Origin of the sequence: Bacillus sp. EB106-08-02-XG196 (genome assembly GCF_013396335.1) — a bacterium.
In the GTDB taxonomy this organism is placed as follows: domain Bacteria; phylum Bacillota; class Bacilli; order Bacillales; family Cytobacillaceae; genus Neobacillus.
Genome location: NZ_JABWSY010000002.1, coordinates 82,110 through 103,700, shown reverse-complemented (window position 1 = coordinate 103,700; position 21,591 = coordinate 82,110). Strand labels below are relative to the sequence as shown.

Below are 21,591 nucleotides of genomic sequence, written 5' to 3'. Positions count from 1 at the left end.
CATGGAATTTCTATCACTTATTTCCCTAGGTTTTATTCCTGTCTTAATAGGTTTTATCCTCCTTTATGGAACCATAAAACAAGTTCCGACTTATGAAAGCTTTGTTGAAGGAGGAAAAGAAGGAATCAAAATTGCCGTCTCCATTATTCCGTTCCTTGTAGGCATGCTTGTAGCGATTACTGTCTTTCGGGCCTCAGGTGCTCTAGAAGCATTAATGAATTGGATTAGACCAGCAATGGAGGCAATCGGAGTCCCGGCAGAAATTATTCCCCTCATCCTCATAAGGCCAATTTCTGGAACGGCAGCACTTGGTATGACAAGTGACCTAATTGCTGTTTACGGTCCAGATTCTTTTATTGGCAGACTAGCATCTGTTTTGCAAGGAAGTACAGATACGACTTTTTATGTGTTAACCGTATATTTCGGAGCTGTCGGAATCAAAAAAATGGGCGATGCCCTTAAGGTAGGGCTTCTGGCAGATGTAGTCGGAATTATTGCAGCAATTGTGGTCGTAGTACTTGTATTCGGTGCACAATAAAATGATGGGAAAGAGTATGGATTAAAAAATAAGCAGGTTCCTAAGTGTGTGAAACATTATTAGGAGCATGCTTTTTTGTATTTCATCCGTTTAAAAAGCCGTTACTTTGAAAAAGGACAATTTTGTGTCATAATTCATTAGGGAAGAATAACAAATTTGTTTCCAAATAAACTGTGGTGCCCCGCACCCAGTATTCAAAATAATGGTAAACAGCTGAGGTGGATCATATTGGAAAGATTGCAAAAGGTAATTGCTCGAGCAGGGATAGCTTCAAGAAGAAAATCTGAAGAATTAATTAAAGAAGGAAAAGTAAAGGTTAATGGGAAAGTAGTGACAGAGCTAGGTGTGAAAGTTACACAATCTGACAGAGTTGAAGTCAATGGTGTACAGATTGAAAAGGAGGAACCCGTTTATTTTCTTTTATATAAACCGCGCGGCGTCATTTCAAGTGTAAGTGATGATAAAGGAAGAAAGGTGGTAACGGATTTCTTTCCGTACCAGCGAGAGAGAATTTTCCCAGTGGGACGTTTAGATTATGATACTTCCGGATTATTGCTGCTAACAAATGATGGGGAGTTTGCAAATTTACTTATGCACCCTCGTAATGAAATTGAAAAAGCGTATGTCGTGAAAACGAAGGGTATTCCATCAAAGGAGAATCTTAGAAAGTTAGAAAGAGGAATTCATCTTGAAGATGGAAAAACGGCTCCGGCTAAAGTCAAAATACTTTCAGCAGATAAGCAAAAGCAAACTTCTATCATTGAAATAATCATCCATGAAGGCCGTAATCGCCAGGTTCGGAGAATGTTTGAAGCAATTGGACATGACGTTTTAAAACTAAAACGAGAACGCTATGGCTTTTTAACTTTACATGGATTATCCGCTGGGGATGCTAGAGAATTGACACACCATGAAGTGAAGTTATTAAGAGGATTATCTTTAGAGTCTACGAAAAAAAATTCATAAAGATGTCACAATTGCGGTGGGGAGAATTTACTATGAGCACAGTGGAAAATGTTATAATTTAGACTAACTGTGTCGTAATTGTGACTTTTAGGGAGGGAGAAATTATGAAAAAACGGCGATTGATAATGAGGACAATGATTTTGTCCATTTTAGCGGCTGCCGTAGCCTACACGCTATATGCCAATCTAACAAAAGACAGTAGAATGAAGGTTGAAGTTGGTAAACAAGCTCCGGATTTTGTGTTGGTAGATATGGAAGGTGAAAAGCATAAGCTTTCTGATTATAAAGGTCAGGGAGTATTTTTAAATTTTTGGGGAACCTGGTGTAAGCCTTGTGAAGCAGAAATGCCTTATATAAATAATCAATATAATCATTTTAAAGATAAAGGTGTGCAAGTGTTGGCGGTTAATGTCAGTGAATCTGAATTGGCCGTTAATAAATTCATTGAACGTAAGCAACTCGATTTTCCTAATGTGATAGATACTGACGGACAGGTTCAAGCTGCATATGGAATTAACCCGCTTCCGGCAACATTTTTAATCGATAAAGACGGGAAAGTAGTTAAATACCATACAGGACAGTTAACAGAAGCCACTGTCGCGGAGTATATGGAGAAAATTAAACCTTAAGGGGTTGTAGGGAGTTTTTTGCAATGAAAGATGTTAAATGTGAATGCGGACATGTGAATCCACACGGTACCGTATTATGTGAAGCATGCGGAAAAGTATTAGATGAACAATCAAAAGATAAATCACTGCTGGATATGCGCTATGAAGGCAGTGCCCGCCGCTCACAAACATATAATAAGACCATAGTTGATAAAATATGGAACTTCTTCTCTTCCGTCAAGGTAGGTGTATGGCTTATTGTCATCACGCTAGTTGCTTCTGCAGCTGGGACGATTCTTCCACAGGAAATGTACATACCTCCTACAATGCCGGCTGAAGAATATTACGAGGACCAGTATGGCTGGTTTGGAAAATTATACTATCAACTAGACTTTAATAATTTGTATAGTTCATGGTGGTATTTAATTTTAATCGCGATGATAGGAATTTCCCTTGTTATTTGCAGTCTTGACAGGGTTGTCCCGCTGTATAAGGCATTAAAGGCTCAACGAGTAACAAGACATGAAGGATTTTTAAAACGTCAGCGTCTGTTTGGCATAAGCGAGAATGGGGATCAAAAAGACTTAGCAAGCGTAAAGCAGCGTTTAAAGGATAAACGCTATCATGTACGGGAAGAAAACGGAGATTTGCTAGCTGAAAAAAATCGTTTTTCTCGCTGGGGTCCATATGTAAACCATGTGGGATTAATTATCTTCTTAATTGGCGGCATGCTGCGGTTTGTTCCCGGAATGTATATTGATAGTGTCTTATGGCTGCGTGAAGGTGAAACAAAGATTGTCCCTGAAACGGATGGACAATATTATGTTGAAAACAAGAAGTTTATTCTCGAAAATTACGATAAAGAAAAGGATAAAACCTTTGAAGCAGCGATTGACCGCGCTGGGATGGTTGTTAAAAATTATCAAACAAATGCTGTATTGTATAAAAGAGTCGGACCAGCAATTCCAGGGGAACAGCCTGAATTAGAGGAAGTTAAAGAACACAAAATTCGAGTGAATCAGCCTTTGAAATTTGAAAGCTTTGCTTTATATCAAGTAGACTACAAGCTTGATGAATTAAATACAATGTCCTTCGCTTTAACAAACAAAGACACCGGCAAAACGTTTGGTGACATAAAAGTCAATCTTTATGACCCAAAGCCGAAATATGACCTTGGAAATGGATATGCAGTTGAAGTTTTGAGTTTCTTCCCAGATTTTGAATTTGCTGAAAGCGGGGAGCCAACAACAAAGTCCAGGATACCCAATAATCCTGCTTTTGTATTCAAAATGATATCACCAGAAGTCCCCAAAGGGGAAACAAGTTTTGTTGCGATACAGCAAACCATTGAGCCATTAGGGGATAACCAATATAAAATGGCTTTCAAAGGAATTGAAACAAAAAATGTTACTGCCTTAACGGTTCGTAAAGATTTAACGATATGGATTATTATTCTGGGTGGAATTCTGTTTATGATTGGTGTAATCCAAGGTGCTTATTGGAATCATCGTAGAATATGGATACAAAACAAAAATGGCGAAATTTGGATCGCTGCTCATACTAATAAGAATTGGTACGGATTAAAAAGAGAAATTGAATCGACACTTTTGGAAACGAAGCTAATTATTCCTGATGATCAAGTTCAAATGGAAAGAAATGATAAGGAGGGTGTCTAGTTGGTATCATTAAGCAGTAATTTACTTTATATTGCATTTATCCTTTATTTAGTAGCGACCCTCTTCTTTGGCGGGGCCATTAAGGCCAAGAAGAATATCGAAGAAAAGAAAAGTACGAATCGATGGGGGAAAATTGCAGTCGTAGTAACAATTGTTGGCTTTGTCTCTCAGGTTGGATACTTTATTACAAGATGGATTGCAGCAGGACATGCACCTGTTAGTAATTTATTTGAATTTACAACCTTTTTTGGAATGTGTCTTGTAGGGGCATTCATCGTTATTTATTATATATATCGGACACCTCTTCTCGGATTGTTTACCATGCCTGTTGCAATTCTTGTAATTGCTTATGCGAGCATGTTTCCCAGGGATATCTCACCATTAATACCTGCATTGCAAAGTGACTGGCTTCATATACATGTCACGACAGCCGCTTTAGGTGAAGCCATTTTAGCAATAAGCTTTGCTGCTGGATTGATTTATCTTGTAAAGGTAATTGATCAATCTAAAGCTACGAAGAGAACCTTTTGGCTTGAAGCGGTGATGTTCGGGCTGGTAACAACCTTAGGATTTGTTCTTGTATCCAGTTTATTCTCTGCTATGGATTATAAAGCAGAATTTAATTGGATTGATAAGAATGACTTTGAGGCAAAAATTGAATATACCATGCCAGCGATTACTGGTCCTCATGAGGGTGAACTCTTAACCAGTGGGAAATTTGAACCGCTTGTAGAAATGCCTGCCTTTATAAATGCGAAGAAAATGAATTCAGTTATTTGGTCGTTTATTGGCGGGTTTATCCTTTATGGATTAATTAGATTAATTATAAGAAAACGTATTTCGGCAGCATTGAAGCCTTTAGTTAAAAATATAAATTTGGATTTTGTAGATGAAATAAGCTACCGGTCTGTATTAATTGGATTCCCCGTATTTACCTTAGGTGCTTTGATTTTTGCGATGATTTGGGCGCAAATTGCCTGGACAAGATTCTGGGGCTGGGATCCTAAAGAGGTTTGGGCACTAATAACATGGTTATTCTACGCAGCATTTTTACATCTTCGCCTTTCCAAGGGATGGCATGGTGAGAAATCAGCCTGGCTTGCCGTTATTGGTTTTGTGATAATTATGTTTAATTTAGTCGCGGTAAATCTGGTTATTGCAGGACTTCATTCCTACGCTGGATAATAATTTTTAGCCAATAGTCTTTACTTTTTCCAAGTAAAGGCTATTTTGCAAATATTTATATAGAAAAAAGGTCGTTTGTCATAAATCTGACACTTTTTGTAAAGACAATTACCTTAAATTATAGATAATAATTATCACATTTTGTAAAATAACAGCATGGGGGGATTATTAATGGATAAAGACGTAAAGATTTTAGTGGTAGATGATGAAGAAAGAATTCGCCGTTTATTAAAGATGTATTTAGAGCGTGAAGAATATACAATTGATGAAGCAGAGGATGGTAATGAAGCGTTAACCAAGGCAATTGCAAATGATTATGATGTCATTCTTTTAGACTTAATGATGCCTGGCAAGGATGGGTTAGAGGTTTGCCGTGAATTAAGAGAAAAGAAGGCTACGCCTGTTATCATGCTAACAGCTAAAGGTGAAGAGGTTAACCGTGTACAGGGCTTTGAAGTGGGTACAGACGACTATATTGTAAAACCATTCAGCCCAAGAGAAGTAGTACTACGGGTAAAGGCTCTATTAAGAAGGTCATCACAAACTAGTTATCTCCAAACAGATACAACTACAAAGGATGTTATTGTGTTCCCGCATTTAACAATTGACAATGACGCACATAGAGTTTTGGCTGATGGTAAGGAAGTAAGTTTAACTCCAAAAGAATATGAATTACTATATTTTCTTGCGAAAGCGCCAGACAAGGTTTTTGACCGGGAGCAATTACTGAAAGAAGTATGGCATTACGAATTTTTTGGAGATTTGCGTACGGTTGACACACATGTTAAGCGTCTTCGTGAAAAGTTAAATAAAGTCTCTGAGCAGGCAGCAAGAATGATTGTAACTGTTTGGGGAGTAGGCTACAAATTTGAGGTAGTTAATGAATGACCTTTTTACGAAGTGTAGTTGGAAAGCTTTGGCTAACCATCATATTTTTGGTTGCCTTTATCCTTTTCATCTTAACTGTAATGCTCCTAGAATTCTTTGAGAATAACAATATTACGGAAACCAAAAATGATTTAACTCATCAGGCTGAGAAAATAGCTAAAGTATTGGAGAATCATCCGGATGAGCAATTTCCGTTAGGTTTAGAAATCTCATGGGAAATTATTGATGAATTCACAAAGGTAGTTATCATTAAAAATAACCGTGAAGTCTACTTCTCTCCTAACTCTGAAAAGTCAGTGAAATTATCATTACAAGATATACGCAATGATGTTGAGATGTCCAAAGTCTTTGAAGAGGACGTAACGGTTGAAAAAGTGGCAAAGCTTTCATCGAATGATTCAGGGAAGGATATTGCTAAATATTCGATTATTGGTGTACCGCTGCACATGGATGATGAGGAAATTGGCGCGGTATTTATTTATCAATCCTTGGAAATCATTCAAGAAACTACACACTCAACCACTAATTTTATCTTACTTGTTGCGGGTGTAGCAATTATTCTGACAACTATTTTTGCCTTCTTTTTATCTAGCAGGATTACGGCTCCTTTAATAAAAATGAGGGAAGCTGCCTTCGAAGTGGCTAGGGGGAAATTTGATACGAAAGTTCCAATCCTGACTCATGATGAAATTGGGGAACTTGCCACAGCATTTAACCAGATGGGCAGGCAGCTTAAGTTTAATATGAATGCCCTGAGTCAGGAAAAGGAACAGCTTGCAAGCATCTTGAGCAGTATGGCGGATGGAGTTATTACTTTTAATCGGGACGGAACAATCCTAATTTCCAATCCGCCAGCTGACCGTTTTTTACAATATTGGTACTATGAAAAAGGAGGACCTGGATCTCCTTCAGAAGAAATTCCAACACAAGTAATGGAGCTTTTTCAACAGTCTGTTGATACAGAGACAGAGCAAGCGGGGGAAATTTCTCTTCAAGGCCGTCATTGGGTCATCCTGGTTAGTCCGCTATACAGTAACAGATTTATTCGTGGAGCTGTTGCGGTACTAAGAGATATGACAGAAGAACGGGTGTTAGAAAAAATGAGAAAAGATTTTATTGCAAACGTTTCTCATGAGCTAAGAACACCAATTTCCATGTTACAAGGCTACAGTGAAGCCATTGTAGATGATATTGCTGAATCTCAAGAAGAGAAAAAGGAAATGGCAAAAGTAATCTACGATGAATCATTGAGGATGGGAAGACTCGTTAATGAGTTGCTTGATCTTGCGAGAATGGAAGCCGGGCATATTCAATTAACGCTGGATGATGTGAATCTTACTGCGTTTATGAATAGAATTGTTCATAAGTTTCAAGGGCTGGCTAGAGACAATGAGATACATTTAAGTGCTGAGTTGGAGAATGATATTCCAAACATCTTATTTGATCCAGATCGGATTGAACAAGTATTAACGAACTTGATTGATAATGCTATCAGACATACACCACAAGGCGGCTCAGTTAGGTTACATGTAAGGAATGATGACTTCGGTATAAAAGTGGAAGTATCTGATTCAGGTTCTGGGATTCCTGAAGAAGATTTGCCTTTCGTATTTGAACGTTTCTATAAAGCAGATAAAGCAAGAACTAGAGGCAGAGCTGGTACTGGATTAGGACTAGCTATCGCGAAAAATATTATTGACGCGCATCATGGTCATATTTCAGTACAAAGTAAAATAGGACAAGGAACGACATTTGCCTTTTTACTTCCACGAAAATGAGAAAAATATGGCGATTTCTCTTGATTCACGGGAAACAATTAAAAGCGGAAGCCCATAGGCGATGAAGCTAGATAAAAATAATAAAACTTTAAACTCATCTATAGTGGTGAGTTTTTTGTTTTGCCTTCACTTTTTTTTATAAAAAGTCTATATTTAATATGTGAAACTTTTTGTACATAAGTATCGACTAATTCTATGAACGGGGAGGGGAATGGATGGACTCCGTTTTCGAAGAGCTATATCAAAAATATCATCATGACGTTTTTCAATTTCTATTTTATATGGTAAGAAACAAAGAACAGGCAGAGGATCTAGTCCAAGAAGTATATATAAGGGTATTTAAATCTTATCATCGCTTTGAAGGGAAAAGCAGTGAAAAAACATGGCTATTTTCTATCGCGCGAAATGTTGCCATTGATTCATTTCGTAAGCAAAAGGGATGGAAGGGAAGACTCCTTGAAAAATTTGATTGGTCACAAAGTCAGATAAAAGATGATTATCCGATACCCGAAGAAATTACAATTCAAAGGGAAGAAATCAAATGGATTTATCAATGTTTGGACCATTGCACTGTGGATCAACGTTCTGTTGTCATATTGCGTTTTTTTAACGATTTATCAATTAATGAAACAGCAGAGGCTCTCGATTGGACGGAAAGTAAAGTGAAAACAACACAACATCGTGCATTGAAAGTATTGAAAAGGCACATGGAAATATTTCATGATAAGGAGGGATTAGAGAGTGAAGAAGTCGGAGTGGAGCGATAAGCAGCTCGAAGAATTACTTAGGCAAATGCCCAAAATAGAAGACAATCGCAATCCTCGTGACATATATCAAAATCTTTCTATAAAAAAGAGAAAAAGAACAGCATGGCTAATTCCAGGGTTTGCAGCAGCAGCTGCATTACTCCTTTTTTTCATATTAATTCCTAGGTTTTTAGAAGGAACACATTCTTTTGATAGCGCAAAACAGGAATCTTCAAGTGAGGAAAAGATTAGCCTTGCTGACGATAAAGCATCAATACTGGATAATAAAGAAGAAGATGGGTTATCAGGTGCAGAACCTAAAATGCTGATGACTGAAATGAATAAAAGTGCAATATACGATGATGAGATAGAGAACGGAAAGGTAATCACTTATTGGGTACCTGATTCGCAGGCACAAATACTAGTCCCTGTATCAATTATTGTCCCTCAAGATGATAACAAGAATTGGCTGTCTCTTTTTACTGATTCAATGGGACTGTTAAAGGAAGAGGAATGGGGATTGACAGATTATTATCCACTAAACGCCACGTTGGAATTGGATAACACGAATAATACCGTGATTGTCAATGTGCCTAGTGACCATAAATATGGGCAAGGTTCTGCAGGTGAACAGATTTTTTTAGATATATTGGAGAAAACAATAGCTTCGAATAGTCAGGTAAATAAGATTAAACTCAAAACAAATGGACAGCCTGGAATAGAATTTGGTAATTATGGTGTAATGGATGAATTGGAAGTTAATCCAGAAGGTAAACATGGATATTTCTTATATACACCTGATGGATTAGAAACCACCTATCTCGTACCTTCGACTGAAATGTTTCAAGATATAAATTCAGCTTTCGAAGCAATGAAGACTGACCAAGAGGAAGGCGGCCTAGCAGCCTCAATAGGTTCATCCTTTCAGATGAAGGAAGTTTCAATTCAGGATAACAAATTAATCATTCATATGGATGAAAACACACCAATGGAGGATAACCTTGCTACGGTTTATGCCTTTGAAGCCATTTTATTAACTGCAAAAGAATTTGGGATAGAGACGATTATGGTAGTGAACGCTCCTATTAAGCTTTTAGGACCATTTGATTTGTCACAGGAAATGAAGGTTCCGTTGGCACCTAATCACCGCCCAATCGAATAATATAAGATTAAAAAGATTGACCTGTAAAAGGTTAATCTTTTTTTTAGGCTCTTTTCGTAAACTTTGGTACTTTCTGTACTAATTACTCTAAATTATGGCAACTTCGGACAAGTTTGTTGAACTTTAGAGGCATCATGCCCGAACCTGTGGCAACTTCGGACAAGTTCGATGAACTTTAGAGTCATAGTGTCCGAACCAGAGGTGACTTCAGACAAGCTTGATGAATCTAAGAGTCATGGTGTCCGAACTTGTGGCAACTTCAGACAAGTTTGATGAATCTAAGAGTCATGGTGTCTGAACCAGAGGCAACTTCAGACAAGTTTGATGAATCTAAGAGTCATGGTGTCCGAACCAGTGGCGACTTCAGACAAGTTCGATGAATCTAAGAGTCATGGTGTCCGAACCAGAGGTGACTTAAGCAAAAAACGTTATTAACCAATAATAAAAACAACAATCTTTGCGAAAACAGCCTTTTTTAATGAATAAAAAACCATATCTCTCCAAATTATAACAAGTATGCTTAACCGCTCTGACCAACAATATGTTCTAAATAACATTCGGTAGACATATGGTTTGTGGAGGAGAGGACAAGATTAAGGAGGAAAACAATCAAATGCGAGACTACATAAGGCGGCTTTTAATTGCCGCAATTATGGCGCTTTGTGTCAGCTTATTATTCTTAGGTGGAAAGCAGACTGAAGCGAGTATGCAGGAATCAAAGGAAATAAAAGCTGGATGGATATGGCCCGCTGATGGTGTCATATCTGATACATATGGAACAAGGCGTGGAACACATAAGGGAATCGATATAGCGGGCAAGTTAAACGCTCCTGTTATCGCTGTAGAGGATGGGGTTGTGGGCAAATCCTATTATTCAAAGACTTATGGGAATGTCATATTTCTTAAGCACCCAAATAACTATGTTACCGTTTATGCCCACTTAAATAAGCGGCTTGTAAATACAGGTCAAGAGATTAAACAAGGTGATAGAATTGGGATGATGGGAAGAACGGGTGAATCAACAGGTGTTCATCTTCACTTTGAGAGTCATCAGGTAGAATGGACATTTGATAAGAAAAATGCAATTGATCCAGAAACGCTGCTTGGTCATACTGAGGTAGGTGTGGCAGTAAAAGGTGGAATGGCAAGTAGCACCAATATTCTTGCAGCAAGTACGTATGTAAATAGCGAAAAGGTACATTATATTGTACAAGCGGGAGATACACTAACCTCCATTGCAAAGAAAAGCAATTTATCAGTTGCGGAGCTAAAAGAAGTCAACCAACTAAAGTCAGATCTTATCCTGCCTGCACAAGTTTTAGTCATTCAAAAATAATTAATATTACACTAACCTTCACAATTGGTTAGTGTTTTTTTCTTTTCAATACGAATACTTACTAGTATAATGAGGGAGTAATTAAATAACGATCTATCTTCGGGGCAGGGTGAAATTCCCGATCGGCGGTATTAGAGTTAAACTCTTGAGCCCGCGAGCCTTTATGGCAGGATTTGGTGTGATTCCAAAGCCGACAGTATAGTCTGGATGGGAGAAGATGGAGGTTCGCGACGTTCAAAAAATGCTGGTATACTGAACGTTTATTAAGAGCGCCTTTGTAAAACTCCCTCAAGATTACTTTCTTGAGGTTTTTTATTTTTACTAGGACACCTTAAAAGCTGCTGAACCTCTCTTCCTAACTTGATGGATCAAAAAGGAGAGAGGAAAAAGAATGAAGAAAAAAATGAGTGTCAAAGCAATTGTATCAATTGGAATGCTGAGCAGTATCGCATATCTTTTAATGCTGATAAACTTCCCGCTTCCACCATTTCCAAATTTCTTATTTATTGATTTCAGCGATATCCCAGCATTAATCGCTGCATTAATTTTTGGACCTGTTGCAGGAATATTAGTTGAGTTTTTCAAGAACGCACTCAATTATATTGCTACTGGAAGTGCAACTGGAATTCCGGTTGGACATATTGCGAATTTCCTTGCAGGTATTCTGTTTGTATTGCCAACCTACTATGTATACAACAAAATGAGAACCCGAAAAGGAATGACATTCGCACTGATTGCAGGAACCCTTATTATGGCGGTAATGATGAGCATTTTAAATTACTTATTTATTTTACCGGCATATACCTCGCTGTTGAAGTTTCCTGACATGCGAAATTTAGTGGTGCCGTGGATTTTACCATTTAATATCATTAAAGGCATAATCATGTCTTCTATATTTATGCTGCTATTCATCAGAATGCAGTCATGGATTAATAAATTAACAATTGTAAAAAGTGCTTAAAAGCAAAGAAATCAGGCTTGCTGCCTGGTTTCTTTTATTTGATTGAGAATAAATAACCCCCGCCAAAGGATGACGAGGGTAGCAGCTTAACAATATTTTAATGACAAAATATTATTCGAATTTAGTTGGATTGCCGTCAAATGCTTCGTCAGCAACTTTAATTGAATCAGTTGGACAGCCTTCGAAAGCATCCATCATGTCATCAATTAATACATCAGGGATTTCTACAATACCCTCGTTATCATCAAGAGTTACAAATGCAATACCCTCATCATCATAATCGTAAATGTCTGGTGCTGCTGCTCCACATGCTCCGCATGCAATGCAAGTTTCTTTGTCAACAATCGTGTACTTTGCCATGAAAAAAAAACCTCCCAATAAAATAACTTACTCATTCCATATTAAATGGAAACGCATTACTCATTCCTATTGTAAAACTGAATGAGTAACTTTTCAATAGTAAAATACTCTATAGGATTTGGATTACCTAATCTTCCACATTTTTTAGCAACACGACTACCACTTTCATGATAGAATAGGGATAGAAAAATAGGTGATTTTGTCGATTATAAGCAAAAAGTGGTGGAATGGAATGTGTGAAATAGAAAATATTTTATTATATTGTTTGAAACAATTAAACGGTGAAAGAACAATTTATTCCATCTATCACCTTTTAAATGGGAAAAAATCATCACAAACACTTCAGGATGCACATTTATTTTCACTTAAAAGGTACTTTCGAATTCTTGAACCATTAACGCGCGAATCTTTTGATAAAATTTTCAACCACTTACTTGAGGGAAAAATGGTGGAAGCCTCTGGGGATCAAAGATTTAAACTTACCTCTAGAGGACAAGCATACTTATTGCAACATCCACAGCCATCGTATATAAATGGTTGGAAGTATCAACTTAATACATTGCTATTTTGGGAAAGACTGTCCCTGCTGGTTCAAGTAGCTTCTAATATTATATTTAAAGAAACGAAATACATCCCCATTCAAAAAAATTCTGAGGTTCATAACTGGTTGAAGGACTTTTTAAAATCTACCTCGATACCAAAGCAAAAGCTAGGGGAGATTCTCTATTCAGAATTAGTGGGTATTTTTGAACAGAAAAAAGATATCAACCCTTCCGTATTGGTTTTTAGATTAACGGGATATCAACAAATTGGATTGACCTCTATGCAAACGGCGAAAATGCTGAATTTTGATTTACTTCAATATCATCTCGCCTTTATCAATTGCCTCCATTGCTTAATCCAATGCATTGAAAAAAATCCTGCTCGTTATCAGGTGTTATCATCGCTGTTAGCAAATTTTGAACAAAAAGATTCCTTAACTCTTTCTTCACGTAAAACCTGGGAACTTTTAAATCAAGGTTTTTCCCTGGAGGAGATCGCAGGTATTCGTCATTTAAAAATAAGTACAATAGAAGATCATATTGTAGAATTTGCTTTAAATATTAAAGGATTTTCCATTAATTCCTATGTGGTGGAAGAAACCCAACAGAAGATCTTAGAAATTTCACGGCAAGAATCTACTAGGCAGCTTAAAGTAATTAGGAACATTTTTAAAGAGACTTCCTACTTTCAAATTAGACTCGTTCTGGCAAAGTATGGTGATAGACAATGGAATTAGAAAAACTTTTATTTACGCATTTTGGTTATCAAACATTTAAAACGGGGCAAAAGGAAGTGATCTCGTCTTTGCTCGGGGGGAACCATACGATTGCGATGCTTCCTACAGGCACAGGTAAATCTTTATGTTACCAGCTTCCAGGGTATTGTCTTGATGGGCAGATATTAATCATTTCTCCTCTGTTATCTCTAATGCAGGATCAGGTGGAGCAATTAATGAAATTTGGTGAAAAACGGGTTATTGCTTTAAACTCTTTTCTTGCTTCTGATAAGCGAGGCTATGTATTACGGAATTTAACAAAATTTAAATATATTTTTGTTTCGCCAGAAATGTTAAGCCTGCCTGCTATTATGAAAAAGCTGCAAGCCCTTAACATCTCGTTATTTGTAGTGGATGAGGCACATTGCATTTCACAATGGGGCTACGATTTCCGTCCAGATTATTCTAAGCTGGGAGATTTTCGAAAGAAACTCGGGAGTCCGCTAACCCTTGCATTAACAGCAACCGCCACCAAAGAGGTAAGAGAGGATATTATCCAATCTCTTGATTTAGAGGAATTTAGTAAGATTGATTCGACGATTGACCGTCCGAATATTGCCTTTTATGTTGAAGAAGTACCTAATTATAAGGATAAGCAATCCCGTTTGATAGAATTAGTTCTTCAGTTACAAAAGCCGGGAATTATATATTTTTCAAGTAAAAAGGTTGCGGAACAAATGGCTTCTCTATTAGTAGAGAAGGGGATTAAGAGAGCAATGGCTTACCATGGAGGCCTAGACCAGGAACAAAGAATCTTAATACAGCAGCAATTTATTCACGGACAACTTGATGTGATTTGTGCAACAAGTGCTTTTGGTATGGGGGTTAATAAAGAAAACATTCGATTTATCATCCATTACCATATGCCAATGCAAATCGAATCATATCTGCAAGAAATTGGCCGAGCTGGGCGTGATGACGAAGCTAGTATTGCAATATTATTATATTCACCTGGTGATGAACAGCTTCCTATTCAGCTCGCGGAAGGAGAACTACCCTCTGATCTGCAAATTGATTGGCTGTTCGCACATTTAGTTCACAGTGAAATATCGAATGAATATTTCTTAGAAGGTAACCAGTATTTAAGGGAGCAAGGAGGCTTTTCTGAGGTCCAATGGCGTATTATTCAGGACTTAATCAAAAACCCTCAAGGCTCTTCCGATTTAGAACAGTTAAAGCGTACAATAAAAGAATTCGTAAATGAAAGATTAAAAGTAAAGAAAGATAGTATTAATTTTCTAAAAAAATGGATTAAGTCAAAATCATGTAGAAGAGATTTAATTCTGAATTATTTTGAAGAAGTTGCTGTTAAAGGGAGTGTCAGGAATTGCTGCGATATTTGCGGAATCCACTTTGATCAATATCATGCACCTGAGAGAGAACAAACGAATCCTATGTATGAAGGAATGTGGAAAGATTATCTAGCCAATATTCTACTAAATAGTGAGTTGAGTAAATGAAAAATAAATATAATGAATTAATCAAAGGATTAACCGATAGAGAAATACTCTTTCATTTATACATGACCCAAATCATACTCCTAGTTATTACTATTGTTTTAGGTTTTCTTTTGTTTGATCAATTTTCATTTATGAAGGCAATTGATTTTTCTGATATAAGAATTTTATTGATCGGCGTTCCTGCAGGGGTTGCAGTTGTCATGTTAGATATTCTATTAATGAAATGGCTTCCGTCATCTTATTATGATGATGGCGGTTTGAACAAAAGAATTTTTAAAAATAGAAGTATCCTCCACATAGCCTGGATTGCTGCATTTGTAGCAATCAGTGAAGAATTACTATTTCGAGGAGTTATCCAAACAAAGGTTGGACTAATTCTAGCAAGTCTTATATTTGCTGTCATCCATTATCGATACATTTTTAATTGGTTTTTATTTACTAATATTGTAGTTCTTAGTTTTTTCATAGGTTACATGTATGAATGGAGTGAAAATTTAGCTCTAACAATAGTTATGCACTTTACCATAGATTTTTTATTAGGACTTTATATTAAATATAGACACTCCAAAGAGATAGTTGAACAGGAGGGACTGTTTCATGAATAAAGAAGAACCTTTCAGAACCGAGGCGGAAAGGCTTAAACGGCGTATTGAAAAAATAAACGAAGAAACAACCGAAGGTCGTGAAAAATTACCCCCAAGAGAACAGATTCATAGGGCGAAGAGAACGAAAACAAAATTGAAGGTAAAGTATCCGATTATTCGAATATTGGTATTATTTTTTATCCTTCTTCCTATCGTTATTTTTAGTGCTTACTCCTATCTTGAGGAGGGAAAAAGCAAAAAGACAGAAAAAGTCACAGGTGAATCTTCTGGATATGAAGTTATTAATTTTGAAAAGTCTGAAACAGAAAGCAACAGTATGAACAAAGTTGCTGAGGAAAAAGAAGATAATTCGACTGTGGAGAATGAGGAAGATGTAATAGAAGTCCAACAGCCAGTCAGCTCAGAAACTCCGATACTGGATCCCGTTTCAGAACAAGGAAATAGTAGTGTACCGAACACTGATAAAAATAGCAGTGCTTCTACAGAAACAATCATTACCCATACCGTCAAAACGGGAGAAAATCTCTATCGTATTTCTTTGAAGTATTATCATTCAAAAGCTGGAGAGGAAATCATCCGAAAAGCGAATAATTTAAAGGGAAATGAAATCATAGTCGGACAAGTCTTAAAAATCCCCGTGAAAAAGTAACCGATCAATTTTTGATCGGTTTTTTTAAATGAATTTTTCATAATTTATCGGACAAGTTCATATTTATGTTAATGAGGTGTTGATAGTATGGATAAAACAATTTGTTCACTTGCGCATACGGATGAAGCAACGAAACAAATGCTAGAAAACGTCCGAAAAAGAAAGGTTAAGTTTGATACCGCTAAAAGATGGCACTATTTATCTATTTATTCTATGCTGCTGTTTGCTTTCCTATTTTTTAGTTATTTCTATTTTATGATTGCTAAACAATACTCTTATTCTTTTTTTGCGATGTTTTCTGCTTCTGTTAGTGATGCCATTAATATCAGTTTGCTGGCTGGTACAGTCATATTGTATGGTGCGATGAATGTATTAAGGCAGCAGAAGGATAAAAAGGAGAAAGAATACCAGGAATTAAGGTGTGAAATTGTCAATCGCAGTAAGGATTTATGGAAAAAGGAAGAGCATTGGAAAAATCGCCATGTAGATTTTGATGTAATAAAGAAAACCTATGATATTAACCTTTATCACGAAAAAAAATAAGAAGCAGCTTGAGTCTGCTTCTTCTAGACATTAAAAAAATATCTTCTTCCCTTGTTCATCCTTTAATATTTCGACTGCTTCAAGGAAACGTTGTGAATGAATGATTTCTCTTTCGCGGAGGAACCTTAAACCATCATTTAAATCTGGGTCATCGCTTAGATTAATGATCCATTGGTAAGTAGCCCTTGCTTTTTCTTCTGCTGCAATATCTTCATATAGGTCAGCAATTGGGTCACCTTTAGCTTGTATATAAGAAGCAGTCCATGGCACCCCAGATGAATTTTCGTAATAGAGAGCATTATCATGTATGGCATAGTGATCACCTAATCCGGCTGCCTTCATCATTTCTGGTGTGGCATCTTTCGTAAGTTTATAAATCATAGTGGCAATCATTTCCAAATGCGCAAATTCCTCTGTGCCAATATCTGTTAATAAACCAATTACTTTATCAGGTATGGAATATCGCTGGTTTAAATATCTTAAAGCCGCAGAAAGTTCGCCATCTGCACCGCCATATTGCTCAACTAAATATTTTGCTAATGTTGGATTACAAGTACTTACACGGACCGGATATTGAAGCTTTTTCTCATAAATCCACATACAAATCCCTCCCTCTGATTATAAAATTAGATTTAAACTTGCCAAGGCCATGGAGGTGAGTTCCAGTTCCATGGGTGTCCGGAATAGCTGTTGCCATACTGTTGAAGAGGACCAAATTGACTTTCAAATGCCTTTTTTATCGTTTTTCTTTCTTTTGCATAATGGTTGAATTGTTTTATGGCTTCAAGGTCGTCGGGGTGTGTGTCTAAATAAAGTGTTAATTCGACTAAGACAAAATCAACTGCTTGGAGCTGTTCCATTATTTGATAATATTCTGGCGGGATTTGTTTCATCTTGGAATTCCCCCCTTTGCCTTCTCAAATGGGTTGAAATAGGGGTCGTAAAATGGTTTCCAAAGTGTTCCTGCTCTCAGTGCTTCCTGTGGTGAGAATTGTGGAAGATTAGGTGGTTGAAATCCCATATATATATTTGGGGGAGTTGAATAAGTTTTTTCTAGAATCGGCTTGCAGGGGTCAAATGGACTAGCAATAGGATGCCAGGTTTTATATAGAGTAAACATAGTAGCCCTCCCTTAATTAACATCATTAATAAATATGAAAATATTTCTCTTTCATGACATAAATCTTTGCTATGCAGCAGGGTATTTCATCAAAATGTTGAAGTATAATAAGGTTATTAATAACTTTGAGGTGATTAAAAGTGTTTGTGAAAAATATGATGATTCCAAATCATGCTTGTGTTACTGTGCAGGAAAACACATCATTGGCAGAAGCTTTAGAACAATTGGAAACCCACCAGATTGATGGAGTGCCAGTTTTACTAGGTGAAAAGTATCTAGGTGTTGTTACACGCTACAAAATTTATGAGAACTACTTTCTGTCCGGAAAACAGAAGGATGAATATTTAAGCAGCGTCGCAGTTAAAGATATTGCTACATATCAAGAGAAGTACCTACTAGGTGAAGAAGTATTTGAAAAGACCCTGCTTGACTTAAAAGACTTCCCGCTGTTAGCTGTAGTTGACTCAAATCGTAAATTTCTAGGGGTTGTAACACGATCTGATGTCCTTTCAACTTTTCAGAGTGCTTTCGGAGTAAATCGCCCAGGGGTAAGGATTGCTTTTACATCAGTAGAAACAGAAGGGCGAATTGCTCGACTTTCTGAAATTGCTCATCACTTCCATGAACATATTATTTCGCTCGTCACGTTTGACGAGACTGATAAATTAGTTCGAAGAATTGTCATGAAGGTAGAAAAGAAAGATAATATTGATAGGTTTACAAAGAAACTTGAAGAACAAGGTTTCCGTATTTTGAGCATTCAAGAAGATTAGTAAATCTGAATGGAAAGAATCCAAATCCTTCTCATACAATGAATGGGGGGGATTTTTGTGTTGAGGATCATTTGGCGGCTATTATTTATTTTTGTGTGTGGATATTTGTTTATTGAATGGTTTCCAATTACTTATCCATTTCATCTTGCTGATATTTTGGTCGGACCGATTATTTATCCATTGGAATTTTTTGCTGCCTCATTAGCTTTTTTCTTAGGATTAGTCATCAGTCTGCAACTATTTCGAGAGCTTCTTCAACTTACTTTTAAAAAAGTGAAGCAAAAACGGAGCAAACGTTAGTCCTGTTTGGTTTTAGTTTCCTTTATGGTATGATTTTAGCTAGAACATTAAAATTGGAAAAGGGGAAAATATGGGTTATATTATCGTTTTGCTTCTGATCATGGGAGCAGGTCTAATCTTGTATATGGTAAAAGAAGCTTTCCTTAATCATGTGGTACATCATGAGATGACTTTCGAAGATTTTCCAAGTTCCTTTGGATCTGTATCGATTTTCTTTATCTCAGATATTCACAAGCGTCTTATTTCCGATGATATTATCACAGCTGCGATGGGGAAAACAGATATCGTGGTAATTGGCGGCGATTTGATGGAGAAGAAGGTTCCCTTTGAAAAAGTAAGAATGAACCTTGAGAAATTAAAACAATTAGGACCCGTGTATTTTGTTTGGGGCAATAATGATTATGAAACGGATTTTCGTAAATTAGATGCCATTCTTTTGGATTATGGAGTAAAAGTATTGGATAATACTGCAGCTATTTTTGAATCGGCAAAAGGTGATAAATTATCATTACTGGGTGTAGATGCCTTAAATCAAGAAAGAGACAGACTTGACTTGGCATTAATAGATGCTGAGGATAATAGCTTTAAGATATTGGCAAGTCATTACCCTGACATTACGGACAAAATAATGCCAGAACATAAAATCAGCCTCGTGTTAAGTGGTCACACCCATGGAGGACAAATACATATTCTAGGTTATAGTCCATATAAAAAAGGTAAAGTAGAAAAATTAGAAAACACTACGTTGTTAATTAGTAATGGTTATGGCACGACAGGCGTACCACTAAGATTAGGAGCACCTGCACAATGTCATTTGATTACGATTAAGAACGAGCAGTAATACTCATTTTATGAATGGTTTGGTAATATCGGGGGAATTAAGATGGGTGACCAAGAAGGTAAATATAATATTAAAGCTGCTGCATTAATGCTGGGAATTCAACCTGGAACGCTAAGAGCATGGGAAAGACGTTATCAAATGATAGCACCAGTTAGAAATGAAGCAGGACATCGATTATATACAGAGGAACATATAAAAATTCTAAAGTGGTTAATAAAGAAGGTGAATCAGGGATTTACTATCAGTCAGGCGATTTCTTTAATGGGACATAATCAGATACATATCGATTCCGAAGCATTAAACCTAAATCTAGGTAATCCATTAATCAGTTTAAGTGATGGTCTGTATGACGCCTTAATCCACTTTGAACAGGAAAAGATAAACGAAGTAATTAATTCAATGTTTAGTATTTTCACAATGGAAAAAGTAATCATAGATATTTTCAGTCAAATCTTTAATAAAATTGAGGAATCTTTTAATGGAGGAAAAATAACCAAAGCTCAAAGGAATTATTCAGCATCATTCTTACAAGCACGAATTTCAACCATCATTAATAGTTTTCCATATAATGCTCATCTTACCAAAGCTGTATGTCTTACATTCTCACAAATAGGGGATGATGTTATAGGAATAGGACAGCTAATGTTTAGCTTTTATTTAAGAAAACGCGGAGTAGAAGTAATAAATATAGGTGCATTTCATTCTGAAGAGGATATTTGGGAAACATTAGAGATTATCCATCCTGATTTATTTATCGTCTCATGTGAAAATCAAAAAGACTTAGATGGCACACTTTCACTTGTTGAGCTGCTATCCAAAAATCATCAAGACTTTTCCGTTGGTATTTGTGGTGAAGCAATTACATCAATGAAACCCTCTGATAAGGAACAGTTTTCAACCTTTCTTCTTGGACAAACCGTAAATGAATGGGAAATGTGGCTAATGGAACGGATGGTATTTTAGACAAAGCACCAACCAACGCCATTGACATACACTAGGATAAGAGTTATGTCACGGCAGGGGGCAAAAGATCATGCGCTTAGAACGCTTAACAGTCAATAAGATAAAAATTTTTTTAACCTCTGATGATTTAATGGAAAGGGGACTTTCCAAAGACGATATTTGGAAGGATTCAATAAAATGGCATCAACTCTTCCACGACATGCTGGAAGAGGCAAGCGAGGAATTTGATGTTGAGATTCAAGGGTCTGTAGCAGTAGAAATTTTTTCCTTACAGGCTCAAGGAATGATAATGATCATTACGGTTGATGAAAATATTGAAGAAGAAGTATTATTTGATGGCTTTGTAGAAATGCAGGTTAGAGTTGAAGGGTGTGAAAACCTGCTATATCAATTCGATAGTATAGAAGATATTATCGATCTTTCTCACAGGCTGACACCACTGCAAGTTAGCGGCGGCAGTTTATTTTCCTATAATAATCGATATTACTTACTTATGAATAATCTAGACTCTTCATTAGTCGAAAAAATTGCAGCTTATTTATCTGAATACGGAAATCCTTCCATTCTTAGTACGCATGTACTTGCCGAGTATGGCAATCAAATTATTAAGGACAATGCGGTGGAAACGATACTAAAATATTTCAAATAGCTTTTTGTATCCTCAAGACAATGTAAGGAGTCCGCCGCTCCTTTTTTGTTTGATTAGAAAAACAACCCCTTTTTATTAAAATGGCAACGTTTACAAAAAATACTCAAAAAGTAGTGAAAAGTGTATTTTTCATCTTGCATAAATCCATTTGTCGTGTATACTTGTC

At 36.6% G+C, this 21,591-nt stretch carries 25 protein-coding genes and 1 riboswitch; of the genes, 21 read left to right on the top strand and 4 right to left on the bottom strand.

Translation table 11 applies throughout. The features are described 5' to 3' along the window. The first annotated feature begins 1 nt into the window (after nucleotide 1). The 11 genes from MLOOGBEN_RS03995 to MLOOGBEN_RS03945 all read left to right on the top strand — a co-directional run bounded on the left by MLOOGBEN_RS03995 (nucleotide 2) and on the right by MLOOGBEN_RS03945 (nucleotide 11,844). Complete coding sequence (locus MLOOGBEN_RS03995; RefSeq protein ID WP_179156978.1) at nucleotides 2-538, top strand: spore maturation protein; 537 nt, start codon at nucleotides 2-4, stop codon at nucleotides 536-538. Between the two features lie 228 nt (nucleotides 539-766). After that, on the top strand, nucleotides 767-1,504 hold the full coding sequence (rluB, locus tag MLOOGBEN_RS03990; RefSeq protein WP_179156977.1) for a 23S rRNA pseudouridine(2605) synthase RluB: 738 nt from the start codon (nucleotides 767-769) through the stop codon (nucleotides 1,502-1,504). Nucleotides 1,505-1,608: 104 nt separating this feature from the next. Next, complete coding sequence (gene resA, locus MLOOGBEN_RS03985; protein ID WP_179156976.1) at nucleotides 1,609-2,133, top strand: thiol-disulfide oxidoreductase ResA; 525 nt, start codon at nucleotides 1,609-1,611, stop codon at nucleotides 2,131-2,133. Between the two features lie 23 nt (nucleotides 2,134-2,156). Further along, nucleotides 2,157-3,788: a cytochrome c biogenesis protein ResB gene (resB, locus tag MLOOGBEN_RS03980; protein ID WP_179156975.1), complete on the top strand. Its 1,632-nt coding sequence runs from the start codon at nucleotides 2,157-2,159 to the stop codon at nucleotides 3,786-3,788. After that, nucleotides 3,789-4,973 carry a c-type cytochrome biogenesis protein CcsB gene (ccsB, locus tag MLOOGBEN_RS03975; RefSeq protein ID WP_179156974.1) on the top strand — a complete coding sequence of 395 codons (1,185 nt, stop codon included), beginning with the start codon at nucleotides 3,789-3,791 and terminating at the stop codon, nucleotides 4,971-4,973. 171 nt (nucleotides 4,974-5,144) lie between these two features. Further along, entirely contained in the window at nucleotides 5,145-5,861 is a 717-nt protein-coding gene (locus MLOOGBEN_RS03970; RefSeq protein WP_179156973.1) for a response regulator transcription factor, read from the top strand. Next, nucleotides 5,858-7,639, top strand: coding sequence for an ATP-binding protein (locus MLOOGBEN_RS03965; RefSeq protein ID WP_179156972.1), 1,782 nt, complete (start codon nucleotides 5,858-5,860; stop codon nucleotides 7,637-7,639). The genes MLOOGBEN_RS03970 and MLOOGBEN_RS03965 overlap by 4 nt, the downstream gene beginning before the upstream one ends. A 215-nt stretch (nucleotides 7,640-7,854) precedes the next feature. Continuing rightward, the gene (gene sigX, locus MLOOGBEN_RS03960) at nucleotides 7,855-8,406 is read left to right on the top strand and encodes an RNA polymerase sigma factor SigX (RefSeq protein ID WP_179156971.1); all 552 of its coding nucleotides are present in this window, start codon (nucleotides 7,855-7,857) and stop codon (nucleotides 8,404-8,406) included. Then, nucleotides 8,381-9,547, top strand: a complete 1,167-nt coding sequence (locus tag MLOOGBEN_RS03955; protein ID WP_179156970.1) for a hypothetical protein — start codon at nucleotides 8,381-8,383, stop codon at nucleotides 9,545-9,547. The genes sigX and MLOOGBEN_RS03955 overlap by 26 nt, the downstream gene beginning before the upstream one ends. A 613-nt stretch (nucleotides 9,548-10,160) precedes the next feature. Continuing rightward, the gene (locus tag MLOOGBEN_RS03950) at nucleotides 10,161-10,883 is read left to right on the top strand and encodes a peptidoglycan DD-metalloendopeptidase family protein (protein WP_179156969.1); all 723 of its coding nucleotides are present in this window, start codon (nucleotides 10,161-10,163) and stop codon (nucleotides 10,881-10,883) included. Between the two features lie 91 nt (nucleotides 10,884-10,974). After that, nucleotides 10,975-11,106, top strand: a riboswitch (FMN riboswitch). Nucleotides 11,107-11,274: 168 nt separating this feature from the next. Continuing rightward, nucleotides 11,275-11,844, top strand: a complete 570-nt coding sequence (locus tag MLOOGBEN_RS03945) for an ECF transporter S component (RefSeq protein WP_306430720.1) — start codon at nucleotides 11,275-11,277, stop codon at nucleotides 11,842-11,844. A 111-nt stretch (nucleotides 11,845-11,955) separates the two neighbouring features. Here MLOOGBEN_RS03945 and MLOOGBEN_RS03940 read toward each other — a convergent pair whose 3' ends face one another. After that, nucleotides 11,956-12,204, bottom strand: a complete 249-nt coding sequence (locus MLOOGBEN_RS03940; protein WP_024030326.1) for a ferredoxin — start codon at nucleotides 12,202-12,204, stop codon at nucleotides 11,956-11,958. A 232-nt stretch (nucleotides 12,205-12,436) separates the two neighbouring features. On the opposite strand from MLOOGBEN_RS03940, the gene MLOOGBEN_RS03935 reads away from it, so the two are divergent. The 5 genes from MLOOGBEN_RS03935 to MLOOGBEN_RS03915 all read left to right on the top strand — a co-directional run bounded on the left by MLOOGBEN_RS03935 (nucleotide 12,437) and on the right by MLOOGBEN_RS03915 (nucleotide 16,779). After that, nucleotides 12,437-13,483 (top strand): YpbB family protein, encoded by a 1,047-nt coding sequence (locus tag MLOOGBEN_RS03935; RefSeq protein WP_179156968.1) that lies wholly within the window; start codon nucleotides 12,437-12,439, stop codon nucleotides 13,481-13,483. Continuing rightward, nucleotides 13,474-14,982, top strand: a complete 1,509-nt coding sequence (locus tag MLOOGBEN_RS03930; protein WP_179156967.1) for a RecQ family ATP-dependent DNA helicase — start codon at nucleotides 13,474-13,476, stop codon at nucleotides 14,980-14,982. The genes MLOOGBEN_RS03935 and MLOOGBEN_RS03930 overlap by 10 nt, the downstream gene beginning before the upstream one ends. Continuing rightward, complete coding sequence (locus MLOOGBEN_RS03925; RefSeq protein ID WP_179156966.1) at nucleotides 14,979-15,587, top strand: CPBP family intramembrane glutamic endopeptidase; 609 nt, start codon at nucleotides 14,979-14,981, stop codon at nucleotides 15,585-15,587. The genes MLOOGBEN_RS03930 and MLOOGBEN_RS03925 overlap by 4 nt, the downstream gene beginning before the upstream one ends. Then, entirely contained in the window at nucleotides 15,580-16,236 is a 657-nt protein-coding gene (locus tag MLOOGBEN_RS03920) for a LysM peptidoglycan-binding domain-containing protein (protein ID WP_179156965.1), read from the top strand. Before MLOOGBEN_RS03925 ends, MLOOGBEN_RS03920 begins: the two co-directional genes overlap by 8 nt. A gap of 87 nt (nucleotides 16,237-16,323) precedes the next feature. Next, nucleotides 16,324-16,779, top strand: a complete 456-nt coding sequence (locus tag MLOOGBEN_RS03915; protein ID WP_179156964.1) for a DUF2663 family protein — start codon at nucleotides 16,324-16,326, stop codon at nucleotides 16,777-16,779. 30 nt (nucleotides 16,780-16,809) lie between these two features. Here the strand turns inward: MLOOGBEN_RS03915 and MLOOGBEN_RS03910 are convergent, their stop codons facing one another. From MLOOGBEN_RS03910 to MLOOGBEN_RS03900, 3 genes are read right to left on the bottom strand one after another with little or no spacing between them, the layout of a single operon-like run. Continuing rightward, nucleotides 16,810-17,379 carry a manganese catalase family protein gene (locus MLOOGBEN_RS03910; RefSeq protein ID WP_179156963.1) on the bottom strand — a complete coding sequence of 190 codons (570 nt, stop codon included), beginning with the start codon at nucleotides 17,377-17,379 and terminating at the stop codon, nucleotides 16,810-16,812. Nucleotides 17,380-17,411: 32 nt separating this feature from the next. Further along, complete coding sequence (locus MLOOGBEN_RS03905; RefSeq protein WP_179156962.1) at nucleotides 17,412-17,672, bottom strand: spore coat protein CotJB; 261 nt, start codon at nucleotides 17,670-17,672, stop codon at nucleotides 17,412-17,414. Further along, nucleotides 17,669-17,899 carry a spore coat associated protein CotJA gene (locus tag MLOOGBEN_RS03900; RefSeq protein WP_179156961.1) on the bottom strand — a complete coding sequence of 77 codons (231 nt, stop codon included), beginning with the start codon at nucleotides 17,897-17,899 and terminating at the stop codon, nucleotides 17,669-17,671. The genes MLOOGBEN_RS03905 and MLOOGBEN_RS03900 overlap by 4 nt, the downstream gene beginning before the upstream one ends. A 140-nt stretch (nucleotides 17,900-18,039) precedes the next feature. On the opposite strand from MLOOGBEN_RS03900, the gene MLOOGBEN_RS03895 reads away from it, so the two are divergent. The 5 genes from MLOOGBEN_RS03895 (at nucleotide 18,040) to MLOOGBEN_RS03875 (ending at nucleotide 21,425) form a co-directional block, all read left to right on the top strand. After that, nucleotides 18,040-18,672 (top strand): CBS domain-containing protein, encoded by a 633-nt coding sequence (locus MLOOGBEN_RS03895; protein ID WP_179156960.1) that lies wholly within the window; start codon nucleotides 18,040-18,042, stop codon nucleotides 18,670-18,672. 57 nt (nucleotides 18,673-18,729) lie between these two features. Beyond that, nucleotides 18,730-18,972, top strand: a complete 243-nt coding sequence (locus tag MLOOGBEN_RS03890; RefSeq protein WP_179156959.1) for a hypothetical protein — start codon at nucleotides 18,730-18,732, stop codon at nucleotides 18,970-18,972. Nucleotides 18,973-19,042: 70 nt separating this feature from the next. Next, nucleotides 19,043-19,813, top strand: coding sequence for a metallophosphoesterase (locus MLOOGBEN_RS03885; protein WP_179156958.1), 771 nt, complete (start codon nucleotides 19,043-19,045; stop codon nucleotides 19,811-19,813). Between the two features lie 42 nt (nucleotides 19,814-19,855). Further along, nucleotides 19,856-20,776, top strand: a complete 921-nt coding sequence (locus tag MLOOGBEN_RS03880; RefSeq protein ID WP_179156957.1) for a MerR family transcriptional regulator — start codon at nucleotides 19,856-19,858, stop codon at nucleotides 20,774-20,776. Between the two features lie 70 nt (nucleotides 20,777-20,846). Further along, nucleotides 20,847-21,425, top strand: coding sequence for a genetic competence negative regulator (locus MLOOGBEN_RS03875; protein WP_179156956.1), 579 nt, complete (start codon nucleotides 20,847-20,849; stop codon nucleotides 21,423-21,425). The last annotated feature ends 166 nt before the right edge of the window (nucleotides 21,426-21,591 follow it).